This window comes from Streptomyces sp. NPDC001663 (genome assembly GCF_042893105.1).
Taxonomy (GTDB): Bacteria; Actinomycetota; Actinomycetes; order Streptomycetales; family Streptomycetaceae; genus Streptomyces.
In genome coordinates, this window is the sequence record NZ_JBIAUR010000016.1 from 190,761 (window position 1) to 207,019 (window position 16,259).

General features: G+C 73.9%; 14 protein-coding genes. 3 read left to right on the forward strand and 11 right to left on the reverse strand.

What is annotated here, in order from left to right:
- The first annotated feature begins 90 nt into the window (after positions 1 to 90).
- Entirely contained in the window at positions 91 to 1,476 is a 1,386-nt protein-coding gene (locus ACFY1L_RS41335) for a hypothetical protein (protein ID WP_388837050.1), read from the forward strand.
- Here ACFY1L_RS41335 and ACFY1L_RS41340 read toward each other — a convergent pair.
- Positions 1,455 to 2,141 (reverse strand): hypothetical protein, encoded by a 687-nt coding sequence (locus ACFY1L_RS41340; protein WP_388836842.1) that lies wholly within the window; start codon positions 2,139 to 2,141, stop codon positions 1,455 to 1,457. The genes ACFY1L_RS41335 and ACFY1L_RS41340 overlap by 22 nt on opposite strands.
- Positions 2,131 to 2,649, reverse strand: a complete 519-nt coding sequence (locus ACFY1L_RS41345; RefSeq protein ID WP_388836845.1) for a SigE family RNA polymerase sigma factor — start codon at positions 2,647 to 2,649, stop codon at positions 2,131 to 2,133. Before ACFY1L_RS41345 ends, ACFY1L_RS41340 begins: the two co-directional genes overlap by 11 nt.
- A 181-nt stretch (positions 2,650 to 2,830) precedes the next feature.
- Between ACFY1L_RS41345 and ACFY1L_RS41350 the strand changes: the two genes are divergently transcribed.
- Together ACFY1L_RS41350 and ACFY1L_RS41355 are read left to right on the forward strand one after the other, a co-directional pair.
- Complete coding sequence (locus ACFY1L_RS41350) at positions 2,831 to 3,880, forward strand: sigma factor-like helix-turn-helix DNA-binding protein (protein ID WP_388836848.1); 1,050 nt, start codon at positions 2,831 to 2,833, stop codon at positions 3,878 to 3,880.
- Between the two features lie 5 nt (positions 3,881 to 3,885).
- Positions 3,886 to 5,574, forward strand: a complete 1,689-nt coding sequence (locus ACFY1L_RS41355; protein WP_388836851.1) for a transglycosylase domain-containing protein — start codon at positions 3,886 to 3,888, stop codon at positions 5,572 to 5,574.
- A 66-nt stretch (positions 5,575 to 5,640) separates the two neighbouring features.
- Here the strand turns inward: ACFY1L_RS41355 and ACFY1L_RS41360 are convergent, their stop codons facing one another.
- The 9 genes from ACFY1L_RS41360 to ACFY1L_RS41400 all read right to left on the reverse strand — a co-directional run bounded on the left by ACFY1L_RS41360 (position 5,641) and on the right by ACFY1L_RS41400 (position 16,259).
- Positions 5,641 to 6,723, reverse strand: a complete 1,083-nt coding sequence (locus ACFY1L_RS41360; RefSeq protein ID WP_388836854.1) for an NADase-type glycan-binding domain-containing protein — start codon at positions 6,721 to 6,723, stop codon at positions 5,641 to 5,643.
- A 322-nt stretch (positions 6,724 to 7,045) separates the two neighbouring features.
- Positions 7,046 to 7,609, reverse strand: a complete 564-nt coding sequence (locus ACFY1L_RS41365) for a phage tail protein (protein ID WP_388836857.1) — start codon at positions 7,607 to 7,609, stop codon at positions 7,046 to 7,048.
- Positions 7,606 to 9,579: a putative baseplate assembly protein gene (locus tag ACFY1L_RS41370; protein ID WP_388836860.1), complete on the reverse strand. Its 1,974-nt coding sequence runs from the start codon at positions 9,577 to 9,579 to the stop codon at positions 7,606 to 7,608. Before ACFY1L_RS41370 ends, ACFY1L_RS41365 begins: the two co-directional genes overlap by 4 nt.
- On the reverse strand, positions 9,579 to 10,001 hold the full coding sequence (locus ACFY1L_RS41375) for a GPW/gp25 family protein (RefSeq protein ID WP_388836863.1): 423 nt from the start codon (positions 9,999 to 10,001) through the stop codon (positions 9,579 to 9,581). The genes ACFY1L_RS41370 and ACFY1L_RS41375 overlap by 1 nt, the downstream gene beginning before the upstream one ends.
- Positions 10,001 to 10,318, reverse strand: coding sequence for a PAAR domain-containing protein (locus tag ACFY1L_RS41380; protein ID WP_388836865.1), 318 nt, complete (start codon positions 10,316 to 10,318; stop codon positions 10,001 to 10,003). The genes ACFY1L_RS41375 and ACFY1L_RS41380 overlap by 1 nt, the downstream gene beginning before the upstream one ends.
- A gap of 36 nt (positions 10,319 to 10,354) precedes the next feature.
- Positions 10,355 to 12,181, reverse strand: a complete 1,827-nt coding sequence (locus ACFY1L_RS41385; protein ID WP_388836868.1) for a VgrG-related protein — start codon at positions 12,179 to 12,181, stop codon at positions 10,355 to 10,357.
- Positions 12,178 to 12,897, reverse strand: a complete 720-nt coding sequence (locus ACFY1L_RS41390) for a LysM peptidoglycan-binding domain-containing protein (RefSeq protein ID WP_388836871.1) — start codon at positions 12,895 to 12,897, stop codon at positions 12,178 to 12,180. The genes ACFY1L_RS41385 and ACFY1L_RS41390 overlap by 4 nt, the downstream gene beginning before the upstream one ends.
- Before the next feature lie 70 nt (positions 12,898 to 12,967).
- Positions 12,968 to 13,393 (reverse strand): phage tail protein, encoded by a 426-nt coding sequence (locus tag ACFY1L_RS41395; RefSeq protein ID WP_388836874.1) that lies wholly within the window; start codon positions 13,391 to 13,393, stop codon positions 12,968 to 12,970.
- A gap of 34 nt (positions 13,394 to 13,427) precedes the next feature.
- The gene (locus tag ACFY1L_RS41400; protein WP_388836877.1) at positions 13,428 to 16,259 is read right to left on the reverse strand and encodes a hypothetical protein; all 2,832 of its coding nucleotides are present in this window, start codon (positions 16,257 to 16,259) and stop codon (positions 13,428 to 13,430) included.

The window sequence follows — 16,259 nt, forward strand, 5'->3', positions numbered from 1 at the left end:
CGGCGCCTCATACGATCCCCTCGCCGCCCGTACACCAGTGCGCATCGGAGCGCCGTGTGCGGGCATTCAAACGGGAGGGACCACTTGACCATGCCCTTCGGTACGCGATCGCGTGCCGTCCTCGCCGCCCTGGGCACCCTCGGCCTGGCACTGGCCGCCGCCGCGACACCCGCGAGCGCGGCCGACGCGACGCCCACCACGCCCACCCAGCTGTTCAACGGCTACCGGAACTGCTCGACCGACGCGGACCGGCCCACGTACCTCTGGGCCGGCAACGGCCTTGTCGTCGAGGGCATCCCGGGGACCACCGACCCCACCGACAACTCCCCGGTCACCGTGCAGTACCAGGCCTGGCCGGTCGCCGATCCGACGCAGATCACGACGGTCACCCGCAACTACGCCACCCCCGGGTTCGAGGCCACCGCCAACCTGCCCGCCGACGCGCTCGCCGACGGTCAGACGTATGCGTGGCGGGCGCAGACGGTGGACGGGGCCGCGGCCTCGGACTGGTCGGCCCCCTGCTACGTCACCGTCGACAACACCCGCCCGGCGAACGCACCCACCCTCACCTCGCCCAACTACCCGCCGGACGTGTGGAACCAGGGCGGCGAGCCGGTCGAGTTCACGCTGAGTGCGAACGGCGTCGACGATGTCACCGGGTTCGAGTTCTCCTGGCAGCAGGACCTGCCGGTCATCGGCACGAGCATCGGTGACCACGGCATTCCGCAGCCCGTCGACCCGTACTCGGACACGAGGTACTTCAAGCGCGCCGACGCCCCCGGCGGTTCGGCCACGCTCAGCCTGGTCCCGCCGAGCGGCTCCGGTGTGTTCACCCTCTGGGTGCGCAGCCTGGACCGGGCCTACACCGGATCGGCCGTCACCAGCTACACGTTCCGTGTCAGCTCGACGGCGCCCACCGTCACACCGGCCGTCCCGTCGCCCGAGTTCGGCAGGCCGACCACGTTCACGCTCAGCCCCGACTCCGCGCTCCAGTCGAAGAGTCCGGTCGTCGGCTACTCCGTGCAGACCATCGGCGGTCAGAGCGACAAGACGGTCGAGGTCCCGGCGGCGGCCGACGGCACGGCGGAGGTGAAGCTCACGCTGGACGGCATCTACGGCGAGCGTCTCCTGGTGACCAGCAAGAGCGCGAACGGCTGGGTCAGCGACGCGGGTTCGTGGGGCATCAGCTACGACACCACTCCCACCGTCGCCTCGGACGTCTACCCCGAGAACGGTTCGGGCGGCGGGGCGGGCGTCCCGGGCACCTTCACGTTCGCGCCGAAGGTGAAGGGCGTCGTCAGCTACACGTACTCCTTCAACGGGGACCCGGAGGTCACGGTCGCCGCGGGTGCCCACCACGCCGCGCGCATCGACTGGACCCCGCCCTCGGACGGCTTCTACGACCTCACGGTCCACGCGACGACCCGCTCCGGCATCCAACTGGCGTCCTACGACTACTTCTTCGACGTGAACTGATCCGTCGGCGTCGTGGTGGTCGTCAGCGAGATGGCGTCGCCGATGCGGATCCCGGCGTAGAGCCGCTTCGCGTCCTCGGCGCCCAGGCCGATCCAGTCGCTGGTGGCAACGAGGTCGCCCAGGGCCAGCGGCTTGGTGTAGGTGCCGATGTAGAGCGGCTGGTCCTTGGTGTCGCGCAGTTCGACCACGTAGGGGACGCTCACCTTGACCGGGCCCTTGGAGGGCAGGTCGACGGCCAGGTCCTTCGACTCGTGCCTGGCGACCACCGTCAGCAGGCCCGTGTAGCCGACCTTGCTCTCGAACGCGGAGAGGACCGGCAGCACCCGGCCGCCGAACGTGAGCCTGCGGTCGGGCAGTCGGAGCGTGCCGGAGACCGGCACCGCGGCGCTCGGGGACGGCGGGACGGACTGGGCGGGGACGCTCGTCGGCACCTCCGCGGCCGGGATCCGGGCTCCGCCCTGCCGGTCCGGGTGCCCGTCGAGGTCGAGCGTCAGGGCCAGGCCCACCAGCGCGAGGGCGGTGGCTCCCGCGCCGAGGGCCACGGCGGTCCGGCGGCGGCGCCTGCGGCGTAGCGCCCGACCGCGTGTCTCGGCGCCGCCGACGACCGGCGGGGTCTCGTGGGCGGTGGCCAACTCGCGCAGGGCGGAAGAGAGTTCATCGGACACGGCCGCTCTCCTTCCCGAGGACCGGCTCGTCGGCCTCGTCCCCCGCGAGACGCTGCGCCAGCGCCGCCCGGCCCCGCGACAGCCTCGCCTTGACCGTCCCCACGGGTGCACCGGTCTCGGAGGCTACCTGCTCCACACTCAGGTCGCACAAATGGTGCAGGACGATCGCCATCCGCTGAGCCTGGGGCAGTTCACGCAGCGCGGCCACGAGCGCGGTGTGCTCGGGGCCCGGCCCCGGGGTGGAGTCGGGCGGCGGAGTGCGCCGCACCAGTTCGAGCCAGCGCCTCGCCCGCCGCCAGCGGCTCACCGCCAGCCGCATGGCCACCGTGCGGATCCATGCCTCGGGCGCACTGTCCGCCAGGAACCGCTGCCGCCGGTCCCAGGCCCGTACGAATGCTTCCTGTACGACGTCCTGGGCCTCGCCGTGGTCTCCGGTGAAGGCGTAGAGCTGTCCGGTCAGCCGGGGGAACGCGGTCGCGTAGAACGCGTCGAACTCGTCCTCGGTCATGCCCCCACCGGAATCCGTGCCCTTTCCTTGCAACCCGGCCCCCTCCGCCGTGCGTACAGGTCCCGTCCGGGTAGACGGCGCACCGGGGCTCCAGGCTCCCCTCTCTTCAACGGAGTTGGCTTCTTGGCTGCTCAACCTACCCGTACGACCTCCCGTGTTCCCAAGTCGAAGGACCCCCCACGTGCCAGAGAGCCACGCCGCACTCCCCGCAGACCACGACTTCGCCACGTACGCCCGGACGCGCTGGTCCGGCCTGCTGGCGACCGCGCGGCTGCTCACCGAAGACCCCGGTGAGGCGGAGGAGTTGGTGCGGAGAACGCTGGTGCGGATGTGCGCGCGGTGGCGGCGCGTCCCGCGCAACGACGTGGACTTCCATGTACGGCGCTGTCTGGTGCGGGGGCATCTGCGCCGGCTGCGTGGACGGCGGGCCGCGCGGCGGCGGGCCGTTCTGGTGCTGCGGATCTGGGACGGGCTGGCGGACGCGGAGATCGCGCAGCTGCTGGGGTGTTCGGTGGGCGCGGTACGGGCCCGTGCCCGGCACGGGCTGAAAGCGGCGGGCAACGATCCCGGGCGGCTGCGCGAGGCGTACGCCCGTGCCGTCGAGGATCTCGTCGCGTCCGAGGTGCCGCTGGCCGAGGTGCAGGCACGGGGGCGGGTCCGGCGGCGGCGCCGGCTCGCCGTGGTCACGACCGGCTGCGCGGCGCTGCTCACGCCCGTCGGCCTCCTCGCCGCCGACCATGTCGGGGGCGGCACGCAGGACAGGGCGTCCGGAGCGGAGAACGGCAGTCGTACGGCGACGAGTCCGGTCCGGGTCGTGGCGCCGGGCGAGCGGGTGACCGCAGGGCCGGGGGTGCGGGTGTGGCTGACGGCCGACCATGGGCACTGGTCGGTGCCCGTCCGCCTCAAGGGGCTAGAGGACAGCGAGCCCGCGGCCGGCGAACCGCGCGTCTCCGTGCGGGTGGACAACGTGAAGGACGGGTTCTTCCTGTCGGGCCTCTTCCGCGGCCTGCACGGCGAGCCGGGCCGCGTCGAGGTGCGGACCGGCGACGGCGAGGTCACCGCGAAGGTCCTCGTCCTGGCGGGCAGTCCGGGCTGGGGCATCTGGTACGCGAGTGCGCCACTGCCCAAGGAGAACATCAAGATGCTCCTCTCCACCGGCAGGGACGAGCCAGTCGTCACGGTGTACGACGCCTCGGGCAAGGTCGCCGCACGGTCGGAGCGCGAGTGGTGACGGACATGAAGAGGCCCCGGCACCGTGAGCGCGTGCCGCTGCGGATCCGGTTCCGGCGCACCCGGGGCCGGCGGCTGCGCCGACTGTTGTACGCCTTTCTGACGCTGGTCGCGATGTTGTGCGCGGCGGCCGTGGTGGCGTACCAGTTGACGACCGTTCCGAAGCCGCACCCCGAGACCGTCACCCAGAGCACCGTGTTCCTCGACTCGGACGGCGCCTATCTGGGCCGGCGCGGGCCGGTCGACCGGCAGGACGTGCCGCTGTCCGCGGTGCCCCGGCATGTGCAGGACGCGGTGATCGCCGCGGAGAACCGCTCCTTCCGTACGGACAGCGGGGTCTCGCCGAAGGCCATCGCGCGGGCCACGCTGGCGACGCTGACCGGCGGCGAGCCGCAGGGCGGCTCCACCATCACCCAGCAGTACGTGAAGAACGCGCTGCTGAGCCCGGAGCACTCGCTGTCCCGCAAGGCGCGCGAGGCGCTCGTGGCGATCAAGCTGGACCGCACCCGGTCGAAGGACGAGATCCTCGAGGGCTATCTCAACACCGTGTACTTCGGGCGGGGTTCGGCCGGGATCCAGTCCGCCGCGCGCAACTACTTCGGCGTGGACGCGAAGAACCTGACGGTCGCGCAGGGTGCCGCGCTCGCGGCCATCGTCAACATCCCCTCGTACTACGAGAAGGCGGGCTCCGATCCGAAGGTGACCGCGAAGCTGCGCGGCCGCTGGGAGTGGGTGCTCGACGCGATGGCGGCGGGCGGGAGCATCACGGCGAAGCAGCGGGCGGCGGCGCGGTTCCCGGCGTTCCGGTTCTATCCGCCCGGCGAGACCGAGGGGCAGCGGCAGTATCTGATCGACGTCGCCGCGAAGGAGGCCGCCGACCGGCTCGGCATCACCGAGGACCAGCTCGCGAGCGGCGGTTACAGCGTGACGACCACCTTCGACCTGGCGTTGCAGGACAGCGCCACACAGCTGGTCCAGGACCCTCCGGGGGCCAATGGCGTCCGGGTGCACACCGCCGTCGTGGGGATCGTGCCCGGCGACGGGGCGGTACGGGTGCTGTACGGGGGCTCGGACTACGGGCGGCAGCCGTTCAACGACGCGGTGAGCGGGGCGGTGGAGGCGGGGACGGCCCTCGATCCGTTCCGCGAGGTGGGGCGGCCGGGCGAGCCACTGGGCAAGCTGCTGAAGACGGCGGCGCCGACCCCGCTGAGCCTGGCGTCGGCGTACGCGACGGTGGCGGCGGGGGGCAAGTACGCGGCCCCGTACACCGTCGCGCGCATCACGAAGGAGGGCCGCACGATCTACAAGGCGCATCCCGATGTACGGCAGGCGCTGGACGAGAAGGCGGCAATGCTGGCGGGTGCACGCTCGGGCGCCGGACCGACGCCCGTCGCCGTCGCCGCCGGATCGGCGCAGACGGGGGCGCAGGCGGGGACGAAGGTCTTCGCCACCGAGGGAGCGGGCGGCGGGATCACCCGACGAACCGTGTGGACCACCGGCTACGACGACCGACTCGCCCTCACGGTCGCCCTGTTCGCCGACCGGGCGGGCAGCAAGAAAGGCACGACGGTACCCGCGCAACTGCCGAACGAACCGCCGCCCACCGAGTTCGCGCAGACAGTGGCGGCGGGGGTCTGGGGCGCTGCCACGAAGGGGGACTCCTCCATACGCCGACCGCACGCCGGTAACGGGTGATCACACGGACGGGGTGCGACAGGGGGCTTCCTGGTGCTCAAGCCTCCGTGTCGCGGGTGGCGTGGATCAGCTTCGCTGGAAGAACTCGACCTCCGCCAGGGCCAGTTGACGGCCCGAGGTCAGGCCCACGGGTGAGCGCAGGACCAGTCGTACCGTCGTCACGTCGCTGATGCCGGTGGTGAACGTCTGCGGGCCCGGCTTGTCGCTGAGGGTGAGCTGCTTGTGCTGCTGCTCGCCGTTCTGCGTCGTCACCTCCAGGTCGATCTGGAGTGCGCGGGCCTGGCCGTGGTACTCCTCCGGGTCCTTGGACGGGCCGTTGGTGATGATCAGGTCGACCATGCGGAACGGTTTGCGGAAGGTGTACGTCACCGAGGCGCCCGGCGCGGGTGCGCCCCAGTAGCTGTTGGTGATGCCGTCGGTGGTGTTCTTCGCCGGGTGCCGGGGGGACTGGGCGCTCGCCTTGGTGTCCACCGGCGTGATGGGCTTGGCCTTGCCCAGTTTGTCCCGGGTGTCCTCGAAGAGGGCGCGTCCGGCGGGGAGCAGCAGCAGAGCGCCGGCGCACAGCGCCACCACCACGGCCAGGATCACCAGCAGCCGCACCGCCCTGCCCGAACTGGCCCGCACCCTGCGGCGGAACGGCCACACGGTCCGCCACCACGGCAACGGTTCGGGCTTCGCCGAGGGGTTCAGCGCGGTCGCGCAGCGCCGGCAGAACCGGCGGTCGGGCGGATTGGGCGTACCGCAGGAGGGACAGGGCGCGCCTGCCACTTCGTCCGGGGCCTCTACGGGGCGTACGACGGGACGGGGGGCCACCGGCTTTGCGGGGCGTACGGGCTGGATGGGGGCAGGGTGGGTGACGGGGGCCGCGGGGGCGGCTTCTCCGGGGTGGCGGGCGGGAGCGGAGGGCTCGGCGCCGGCATCGTCGGGGTCGGTCCGGGGTGCGGCGGGGCTTGTCGTCCCGTCCTGGCCGGAGGCGGTGTCGGGGCCTTGGCTACCGCCGTCGGTGGAGGGTGAGCCCGCGGCGGGTGCCGCGCCCGCCTCCCGCTCGCCGCGGACCCGGCCCGTCAGCCTCGTACGCAACGACGAGCTGCCGCCGGGCGCGGCCGCCGCCGGCTCCTCGGCCGGGGTCGGCGAGGCTGCGGCCGTCACGGCGGGCGGCTCCGCCGGTGTGTCCGGCGTCGACGACTCGGCCGGGGCGCTCGCTGCCGGCGGTTCCGGTGCCGCCGGCCGGGGGGCACTCGGGGCCGACGGTGCCGAGGACGTGCCGGCGGCCGGAGCCTCCGCGGACGTGCTCGTCGCCGGCGGTTCCGACGCCGTGCCCGAGGTCGCCGTACTCGAAGACGCCGTACCCGAAGCCGGCGAACCCGGCGTCGCCGAGCTGTCCGACCAGCCCAAATACGCCCCACAGTTGCCGCAGAAGTCGTCCGTGGGGTCGTTGGACGCCCCGCACGCGGGACAGGCGCGCATGGCGTCACCTCCCTTCGTCGGTGGGTGGGCCGGGGAGGAGTTCCACCCGGCAGACGGTGTGCACCGGGCGCATGGCCCTGACGACCTCGTGGACCCTGTCCGGGTCGACCCAGGTCCCGGGGTCCGGCCACACCCGGACCAGCACCTCGGCGGGCGGCTCCGGCGGCAGGTCCGCGCCGGGGGTGTTCGACCACACCGCACCGCCGTCCCCGGTGACCTCGGCGTGCACGCCGAGCGCGAGCCGCAGGGCCTCGACCAGGCCGCGCCCGGTGCCGCGCCACCGGTGCAGTTCCACCGCGCGGACGACCGCCTCGCGACGCCGCTCCACCGGCCACTGCGGGTCGTCCGAGGCGCCCACCCAGGACGCCAGCCAGGAAAGGAAGTCGGCCGGGGTCACCCGGGGGTCGAGGTAGGCGGGCAGGTTGTCGAGGGTCGCGAACACCGGGGCGAGCACGGTGTCGAGCCCGCCGGTGAAGCGCTGCGCGAAGTCGTCGTCGGCGTAGAGGGCGGGCAGCTGCTCGCCGATCGGATACCGGCTCGGCAGACCGGGTACGGCGGCACGGCTCATCCCCGCACCTCTCCCCGCGCCCCCGGCTCCATCGCCGTGACCACCACCTGGTGCTGGTACGAGAACACCAACGCCCCCGCCGCCACATCGATGCGGTCCGTCGGCGCCCCGCGCCGCCCTGTGATCGGGTCCGCGGGGAACAGCAGGATCTCCTCCACCAGCGCGTTGCCGGTGGCGCGTTGGAGGACGCCGAAGACGTCGCCGTACTGGACCGGGCGTCCGAACGGCCAGCCCGTGCCGTCGGGGCCGCCGGCCAGCGGGTTGAGGTGGCGGAACAGGGCGGCCAGGGCCGCGTCGCGGACGCGGTCGGTGTCGGACGGGGCCGCCGCCAGCCGGGCGACCACCGTGACGCCCTGGTAGACCGGCGGCTCGACGACCAGGCGGGTGCCGATCAGACGGCGTTCGTCGAGGCTCGTGGTGATCGCGCCCAGCACCTGGTCCGAGGGGATCAGCTGCTCGAAGCGGAGGCGGTCGTCGCCCTCGTCGGCCACCGCGTCCGGGACCACCAACACCCGTACCGCGCCCGCGCCTTCGGCCGCCGGCAGACAGCGGACCCGGCGGACCGAGGGGGCCGCCTGGCGGGCGATGATCTCGTAGTCCTCGGCGGTGACCGCACGCTCCTGCATGCGCAGGGCGTCCGGCGCCCGCAGCTTGGCGTTGGCGATGGTCTCGCCGGCGACACCGCCGCTCGCCGCCTCACGGTTGACGACCCGGGCGATGTACGGGACGGAGCTGCGGAGGACCGAGATCGCCCCTCGGGCGACGTTCCCCGCCGGGCCGCCTCCGGTGCGGTAGCGCGCCACCCGGATCTGGGCGCCCTTGGGCGGTACGGCGCCGCACTGCCGCAGTGTGCCGTCCGGTTCGCGCACGGCCGGCGGGAAGGTGAACTCGCCGGTGGTGGCGTCGACCTGGACGTGGCGGTCGGCGGGGCCGGAGCGGCCGAAGTGCTCCACCAGGTCCCAGCGCTGCCAGCCTTCGGCGGACGACACCTCCACCACGGGGGGCTCGCGGTCGAGGAGGATCGGGGGGCGGCCGAGGCGGAAGGTCTGGCCGGCGACGCCCTCGGAGGTGCCGAGCGGTACGTCGGTCTCGGTCTCGGCGTGCTCGACGGTCATGGTGCCGCCCACGGTGAACACCGATGCCTCGCGCACCGTCGGCGACTCGGAGTAGAACGGCTGGCCCGGCTCCGCCTCGGTGACCCGGCAGCGCAGCCAGCCGGCGCGGGTGCCGCCGATCACCGACGCCGTGTGGCCTGCGGGGACATGGACGATGACCTCTCCGGGCCGGTTCAGGCCGCCGGTGGAGTCCTCGCCGGTCTCGCACTCCTGCCAGCCGCCGCCGTCCCACGCCTCCCACACCAGCGGGGGCTGGCGCGGGTCCACGCCGATGCCCTCGACGCGGCTGTCCAGGTTCACCGCGACGACGCAGCGCGGCACGGCATGCGGCAGGCCGAACAGCAGCGCGTCGCCGGGCTCGGGGGCCGCCTGGAAGGCGCGCACGTCACGGCCCTCGGCGAGCTCGCCGGTGCGGTCGGTCTGCTCGCCACTGCGGGGTGCGGTGACCAGCCGCATCAACTCGCTGGGCACGATGCGCAGTTCGTCGGTGGTCGTGAACACCACGGCCTCGTCGGCCTCGCCGCCCGCGGTGGTCACCTCGGTGCCCGTGTGCAGCGTGACCGTGTCGGGCTGCGGCGCCGACAGCCAGAAGTCGACCTCGGCCACGGCGGCGGCCGGCGGGAACAGGCGGATGCCCAACAGGTCGAGAAAGGCTGTGTAGTTCTTGTCCGGGACCCGGTTCAGCCGGTACAGCAGCTGGTCCACGAGGTAGGCGAACGTCTCGATCAGGGTGACGCCCGGGTCGGAGACGTTGTGGTCGGTCCACTCCGGGGCGCGCTGCTGCACGTACCGCTTCGCCTCGTCGACGAGTTGCTGGAAGCGCCGGTCGTCCAGGTTGGGGGAGGGCAGGGCCATCAGTCGGCGACCAATTCCTCGGCCCCCTCCTCGGAGGGGATCGTGTAGAAGGGAAAGACCAGGTTGCGCCGGTCGTTGGTGGAACGCAGGGTGTAGTGCACGTCGATGTAGAGGGTGCCGTCCTCGATCGCGTCGAAGGCCACCACCACGTCGTCGACCGCGATGCGCGGCTCCCACCGCTCCAGGGCCTCGCGCACCTGCTGGGCGATACGTCCGGCGGTGGCGCCGTCGCCGGGTGCGAAGACGTAGTCGTGGATGCCGCAGCCGAACTCGGGGCGCATGGGGCGCTCGCCGGGCGCGGTGCCGAGGACCAGGCGGATCGCCTCCTCGATCTCCCGCTCCCGCTCGACCATGCCGATGCCGCCGGTCGGCCCGACCCGCATCGGGAACGCCCAGCCGCGGCCGATGAACCGCTCGCTCATCACACACCCCCGATCAGGACGGTCATGTCGCCGCCCGAGATCATCGCGCCGCAGGTGGTCTGGTCGCGCATCCGCGCGGCCGGCAGCCCGCCGATGAACACCTCGCCCGAGGCGAGCGCGGCCGGGTTGGGCATGACCACGTTGCCCGGCCCCAGGGCCAGGTGCTGCGGTATCGCGCAGGCGCACACGCTGCCCACGACGGCGGCGGGACGGCCGCCGATCAGCACCCGCGCGACATTCGCGGCGGCGCCGGGCGGCGGGGTGGTGATCGCACCGCCGTGGTTGGTGAGGTCACCGGTACGGGCTGCGGCCGGCATGAGGTGCTCCTTGGTGAATGTCGGGAGGGACAGGGGTCAGTTGATCCGGATGAGCTTGGCCTTGAGGACGCCCAGCAGACCGCCGTCGACGGTGACGCCCGTACGGCCCGTGACGTTCACCGAGGCGCCGTCGATACGGACCCCGGCCGTGCCCTCGATGTCCACCTGCCTGCCCTTCACGCTCACCTTGCCCGTCCCCGCGTCCAGCGTGATGCCGGTCTTCTCGAGCACGACGGAGGTGAGCGGGCGGCCCCGCCCGGCGTTCACCGTCAGCTCGATCCGGTCCCGCCGGTCGTCGAGGCGCACTTCGAGGCGCTCGTCACCGGTCACCAGCCTGAGCCCGGACGGGCCGGGCGCCCGGGCGTCCAGCAGCTCCACCCGGTGCCCCGAACGCGACACGATGGAACGGCGGTTGACCTTCCCGCTGGTCTTGTCGATGAGCGGGACGTCGTGCGGCGAGGGCTTGTCCACGCCGTTGTAGAGGCCGCCGAGGACGTACGGGCTGTCCAGCAGGCCCTGTTCGAAGCCGACCAGGACCTCGTCGTTGACCTCGGGGCTGACCACACCCCCGCCGCCCTTGCCGCCCCACTGCACGGTGCGCACCCAGTCGGTGACGTAGGTGTCGTCCAGCCAGGGGAACTTCAGCTTCACGGCGCCGCTCTGGGCGCCGCCCGGTTCACGCACGTCGGTTACGACACCGATCGCCAGACCGGGCATGCGCGGTCCGCGGCTCGGTGCGTTCGCCCCGGTCACCAGGCCGGTCAGGGAGCGGTCGGGGCTGGCGCTGACCCACACCGTCGTCCGGTATCCGCCGTGCGGTTCGAGGACGTGCTGCACCGCGGTCGCCGTGTACTTGCCGGAGAAGGCCTGCCCGACGTTGCCGAGCGCCACGGGCTTGCCCGCCCGCAGCTTGGGGTTGCCCTCGACCAGGGCCTCCAACTCCCCGAAGCCCGAGCTGACTTGGGCGGCCATGGCGTCGGCGACCGCCTTCGTCTCGGCCTGGGTGCGGTACGGGGTGTCGGTGACGGTCAGCTTCGTCGACTTGCCGAACTTGGATGCGCCCGCCGTCGCGCTCAGCCCCGGCACCACCGTGCCGCTGGTCACCGACGCCTTGCGGGCCACCAGCGGCCGCTTGGTGGTGACGTCCCAGCCGCGCACCTCGACCTGCTGCGCGCCGTCCGCGGCCGACAGCGAGGCCCGCAGTGCCAGCAGGTTGCGCCCGTACTCCAGCACCATGGGGCTGCGGGTGGCCGGGGTCGACGGCGCGGGCGCGCCGGACGCCTTCACCGGCTTCGTGAACTGCAGCAGCCCCTTGTCGTCGACGTGCACCTGCGCGCCGCTCTCCCCCGCCAGGAACTGCAGGAAGTCCCAGTCGGACACGTTCGCCTGCGACAGCTGCTTGTAGGTGACCGCCGCGGCCTCGACCTTGCCGACGGCCAGCCCGGCCCCGGCGGCCACCTTGCGGACGATCGCCGCCGCCGTCATGTTCCGGTACGCCACCACCTTGCGGCCCCGCTGCAGACGGTGCGCCTTGGAGTAGGCGCGCACCACGGTGAACGAACCGGTGCGGTCCCGGTCCAGCTCCAGGGCGGTCACCTCGCCGTTGAACAGCCGCTCGCGCGCCTGCCCGGAGACGGTCACCACGGACACCTTCAGCGGGGTGCCGATGGTGATGCCGGTCTTCTGCAGGAACTCGTGGTCGGGGTCGCGGAAGGTGAGCACGGCCGCGTCCGGCAGCCCCACGTTCTCGTCGACCACACAACTGACCAGCTGGGCGGCCCAGATCGGCGGAAGTTCGCCGGGCGCCTCGATGACGGGATCGGCCGCGAACGACCGGCCGCCGCGCGCCTCGGGTGTGGTCACTGCTCCTCCTCAGCGCCCGCGTCGCGCAGCCCCGGCACCACCAGTTCGGTGCCGGGCACGAGCGCCATGGGGTCGTCGATGTCGTTGGCCTCCGCGATGACCCGCCAGGCCGTCGCGTCGCCGTACTCCCGCCAGGCCAGCAGCGCCAGGCTGTCGCCCGCCACCACGGTGTGCGTGCTGCGGGCGGTGCGCGCGCCGGAGGTGGGGTTCTGGCCCGGCGGGTCGACGCTCGCCTCCTCGATGGACAGCGCGCAGGTGGCCCGCAGCGGCTTTCCGTCCACGTCGAAGAGCGTGTACGACACCGACAGGCTGGAGAGCACCCCGTCGAACGAGGTCGTCCGCGCCGTGCCCCACTCGAACCGCACCCACGGGCTCGCCGGCTTCTTGCGGCCCAGGCTGGCCGGGGTCGGCACGCACGCCTTCATCAGCTTCTCCACCGCCAGCTCCACGGAGTTGTCGTGGGTGGCGGTGGCGTCCAGGAACACTTCGAGGCTCAGCGTGCGCGGACCGCTGCCGACGAACTCGGGCAGCGCGGACTGCCCCGCCATCCGGGACGGGGTGCGCCGCCACTCGGTGGTCTTGCGCAGCTCCAGGGTGGAGGGGTTGAACTGCAGGTTCAGCCGCGCGATCGTCCCGCCGGGCTTGGCGCCGACGGAGGCCGGGGGCTCCTTCAGGGTGAGCTGGGCCCTGGTCCGGCTGGAGCGGGCTGGGGACACGGCGGGACCTCCTTTCCGGGGACGGCTGTCGAGGGCGGTTTTCGTGCGGGCGGGTTCTCTCGAGGACGGCTCAGGACGGGCGCAGCCCCTGGTGGGCGATCTCCAATGTCTCCACCGCCGCCTGGGAGTTGGCGGGGTCGAAGGACGGGCCCTGCCAGCGCACCGGGACGATCCCGAACACCTGCCAGCTGATGATCCGCGTCAGGTCCGGCTTCAGCGCCACGATCTCGCCGTCCTTGGGCTCCACCCGCTTCAGCGTCTCGTCCAGCCAGCGGGCGATCTTCGCCGTGTCGGCGGTGACCGGCCGGGTGAGCGTGATGTTCGACCACGTGACACGGCCGGGCAGCTGCCAGGTGAAGCCGTTGTTGCCGCCCTCGGCGTACGTCTCCATCTCGACCTCGGCGCCCATGCCGGAGCAGGTGTGGAAGGCGCCCAGGTCGTTGCCGCCGATCGCGAGCCGGAAGTAGACGCTCGTCGCGAAGATGCTGTCGGTCATCGGTCCGTCATTCGTTCGTGGTTCATGGGGTGCCTCAGCGGCGTCCGTCGTAGGGGCGGCCGGTGCGTTCGCGACCGCGGCGGAGTTCGGTGCGCAGCAGACGCGACACGGGATCGAGCAGGCGGCGCGCCAGTTCGTCGAGGTCCAGGCCGGGGTCGTCCTGGGCGGTCTCGGGGCGGCGGGTCGCCGTCTTGCCCGAAGCGGAGGCGGTGGACGCGGACGATCCCGATGCCGCGGAGGACGACTGCGAACGGCCGCGCGCCGGAACCTCCTTGACCTGTACGCCCTTGAGCAGATCGGTACCGGCCGAGTCGGTGACGTCGCGCTGAACGGGGGTGGCCGACCCCGTCGGCGGGACGGTCCGCGGCCGGACCACGGGGACGGGCCCCACCGGTGCCGGGGCGGCGGCCGACGGGCGGTCCGCGAGCGGGGGTGCCTGCGGGGCGGTCACGGGCAGGGGTCTCGCCGGTACGGCGGCGGTGGCGCCGGCGGTCACCGGGCGGGGCGGGGCGGGACGGACCACCGGGACGCGCTGAACCGGGGCCGGGGAGGCGGTGGTCGGGACGCCGGTGTTCTTGGCGTGCGTGCCCTGCGTGCCCTGCGGTCCGGGGTGCGCGGTCGCGGCCCGCTGGACGTGCGGGGTCGCCGTGGCGGGGGCGGACGCGCGAGGTGCCGGGTGGGCGGGAGCCCCGGCGGTCGGTGCGGTGGTCTGCGCGGAGGTCCCGTTGGCCGGTGCGGGGCCGCCCTGTGCGGCAGCCGGGGTGCCGGGCCAGCGGGCCGCCACCACGGGACGGCTGCCGGTGCGGGCGGCGGCGGGCGGCGGCGCGCCTTCCGGGGTCCGGGTGCTCAGGGTGAGCGGGCGGGCGGCAAGGAGCGAGAGGGTGCGAGGTGCGGCCGTGGCGGAGTGGGCTGCGGGGCTGGTCACGGTGAGAGGGCGCGCGCCTGCCGAGCCGGAGGGCTGGGTGCCTGCGCGGCCTGCGGTGCCTCCGGTGCCTGGGGCCACGGCTCTGGCTACGACCAACGGGGCCGGGGCGGCCGGGGGTTGGGGACCTTTCCTGCCGGAACCCGAGGTGTGCGGGTGGGATCCGCCGGAGGTCGAGCCATCAGCGCGCGATCCGCCCGAGCCCGGCCCGCCGGTGCGCGATCCGTCGGCGCCCGGTCCGCCGGACGCCGTGCCGGGGCGTCGCGCGTTTCCTGGTACGCCTTCTGCGGCTACGGCGCCTGCGGGTGCGGGGCGGTCGGCCACGGCGGCCGCGGGCGGCGTGACCAGCGGCGTGGCGGGTCCGTTCGTGTGGGCCGCCGGTGCGGCCTTGGTGGCGTCCCCGGTGGTGGAGTTGTCCGCGAGGCTGCGCTGGACGTCGACCGTCCCCAGCAGCGGGGCGTCCGCCACCGGCGCGGAAGGCGAGGGCTCGGCGGGCGGCACCGGAGCGGTTGCGGTGCCCTGGTCCTGCCGTGCCGGAGCGCGCTGGACGTCCGGCCCGGGCGCCGTACGAGAAGCACGGGACGCGGTGGAGCCGGGCAACTCGGCGCTCGGGGGCATCGCGGGCAGCGGTGCGCCGAGGCCGCCGCGTGCGCGTGCGCCGGAGCTGCCGGGGGCGGGGGTCCGGCGCGGGGCGTCGGCCTCGGCGCCGGGTGCCGTTTCCTTCGGACCACTCGAACCGCTGTCGTACGGCGCCGGGGTGTCGGCCTGGCGCTGGACGACGGGCAGCGTCGGGGCGGACGCGGGTCCGGCGCCGGGCGCGGGGGCGTCCTGCGCCAACGGGGTTGCTGTGGACGGCAGTTCGGTCAGCGGGGCGCCGAGGGGAGCGCGGCTTCGGGAGGGCGTCGCGGCGCGCTGTACGGGGGCGGTGGAGCCCGGGCTCGCACTGGCCGGTGCTGTTGTGGTGGAGGTGGGGCCGGGTTCCGGAGTGATGGCGGGCCGCACGGCGGCGACCCGGCGCACGGGTCCGGCCGGGCGCCGGGCGACGGTCAGGCGGGGCCTCAACGGGCTGATCCGGACGGCGGGTTGGGACCCGTCGGCCCCGGAAGCACGGGACGTCGTCTCCTTCGCGGCACGCTGGACGGTCGGGCCCGCGGACGTACGACCCGCAGAACCGGACGAAATCCCCGACGCGCGCCCGGTGTTCGGCGCGGAGGCGGGCCGGTTCGCGGCACCCTCGGTGACCGTGGGCGGGACCACCGCCACACGTCGTACGAGCGGAGTCGTGGGAACGGCCCGTCGGCCGCCGGCGTCGGCAGGGGCCACGACGGGACCCGTGCCCGGCTCGACGGCCCGTTGGACAGCGTCGGACGACGAGGAGAGGACGGCGGGGGAATCCGTGGACGTGAGGCCACGGGACCGAGGAGCATCCTCACCCGAACGGCCCGCCCCCGCAGCGCTGTTGCCGCCGGAACTGCCACGGGAAGACCGCACGGCGGACGAGCCCGAACCGGAGGCGCCCGAACCCGACACCGCCGAGCCCGAATTCTGCTCCCCCGGCTCCGCCCCCTCCGGCCGCAACGCCCTCAGCAGCAGCGGTCCCCCGGCGGTGTGGGTGGGCTGCGGGGCGGCGGGGCGGGTGACCCCACCCACCAGACCGGTCGGGGCGGTGGGCAGCAGCGCGTGCCCGAGGCCGCTGTCGAACGACGGGTTCTGCCAGGCGGCCAGCCCCGCCCGGAAGGCGAGGCCGTCGCTGACGCCCAGCGGGGCGCGGGACACGGTGAGTTCCGGCACGGCGGTGCGGCGCCAGCCCCCGTCCCAGTCGCCGGGCACGGAGGGACCCTGAGCGTCGGGCAGGGAGGGACCCGGAGTGCCGGGCGCCCCACGGTCCGGGTCCGCGGCAGCCGGCGCCGCGGCCCGGCGGCGCAGCCTGTCCCGCCATGCCAT

Coding starts and splice junctions, on each gene's coding strand:
- ACFY1L_RS41335 (WP_388837050.1), top strand. CDS start 91: ATGCCCTTCGGTACGCGATCGCGTGCCGTCCTCGCCGCCCTGGGCACC.
- ACFY1L_RS41345 (WP_388836845.1), bottom strand. CDS start 2,649: ATGACCGAGGACGAGTTCGACGCGTTCTACGCGACCGCGTTCCCCCGG.
- ACFY1L_RS41355 (WP_388836851.1), top strand. CDS start 3,886: ATGAAGAGGCCCCGGCACCGTGAGCGCGTGCCGCTGCGGATCCGGTTC.
- ACFY1L_RS41365 (WP_388836857.1), bottom strand. CDS start 7,609: ATGAGCCGTGCCGCCGTACCCGGTCTGCCGAGCCGGTATCCGATCGGC.
- ACFY1L_RS41370 (WP_388836860.1), bottom strand. CDS start 9,579: ATGGCCCTGCCCTCCCCCAACCTGGACGACCGGCGCTTCCAGCAACTC.
- ACFY1L_RS41375 (WP_388836863.1), bottom strand. CDS start 10,001: ATGAGCGAGCGGTTCATCGGCCGCGGCTGGGCGTTCCCGATGCGGGTC.
- ACFY1L_RS41380 (WP_388836865.1), bottom strand. CDS start 10,318: ATGCCGGCCGCAGCCCGTACCGGTGACCTCACCAACCACGGCGGTGCG.
- ACFY1L_RS41395 (WP_388836874.1), bottom strand. CDS start 13,393: ATGACCGACAGCATCTTCGCGACGAGCGTCTACTTCCGGCTCGCGATC.
- ACFY1L_RS41400 (WP_388836877.1), bottom strand. CDS start 16,259: ATGGCATGGCGGGACAGGCTGCGCCGCCGGGCCGCGGCGCCGGCTGCC.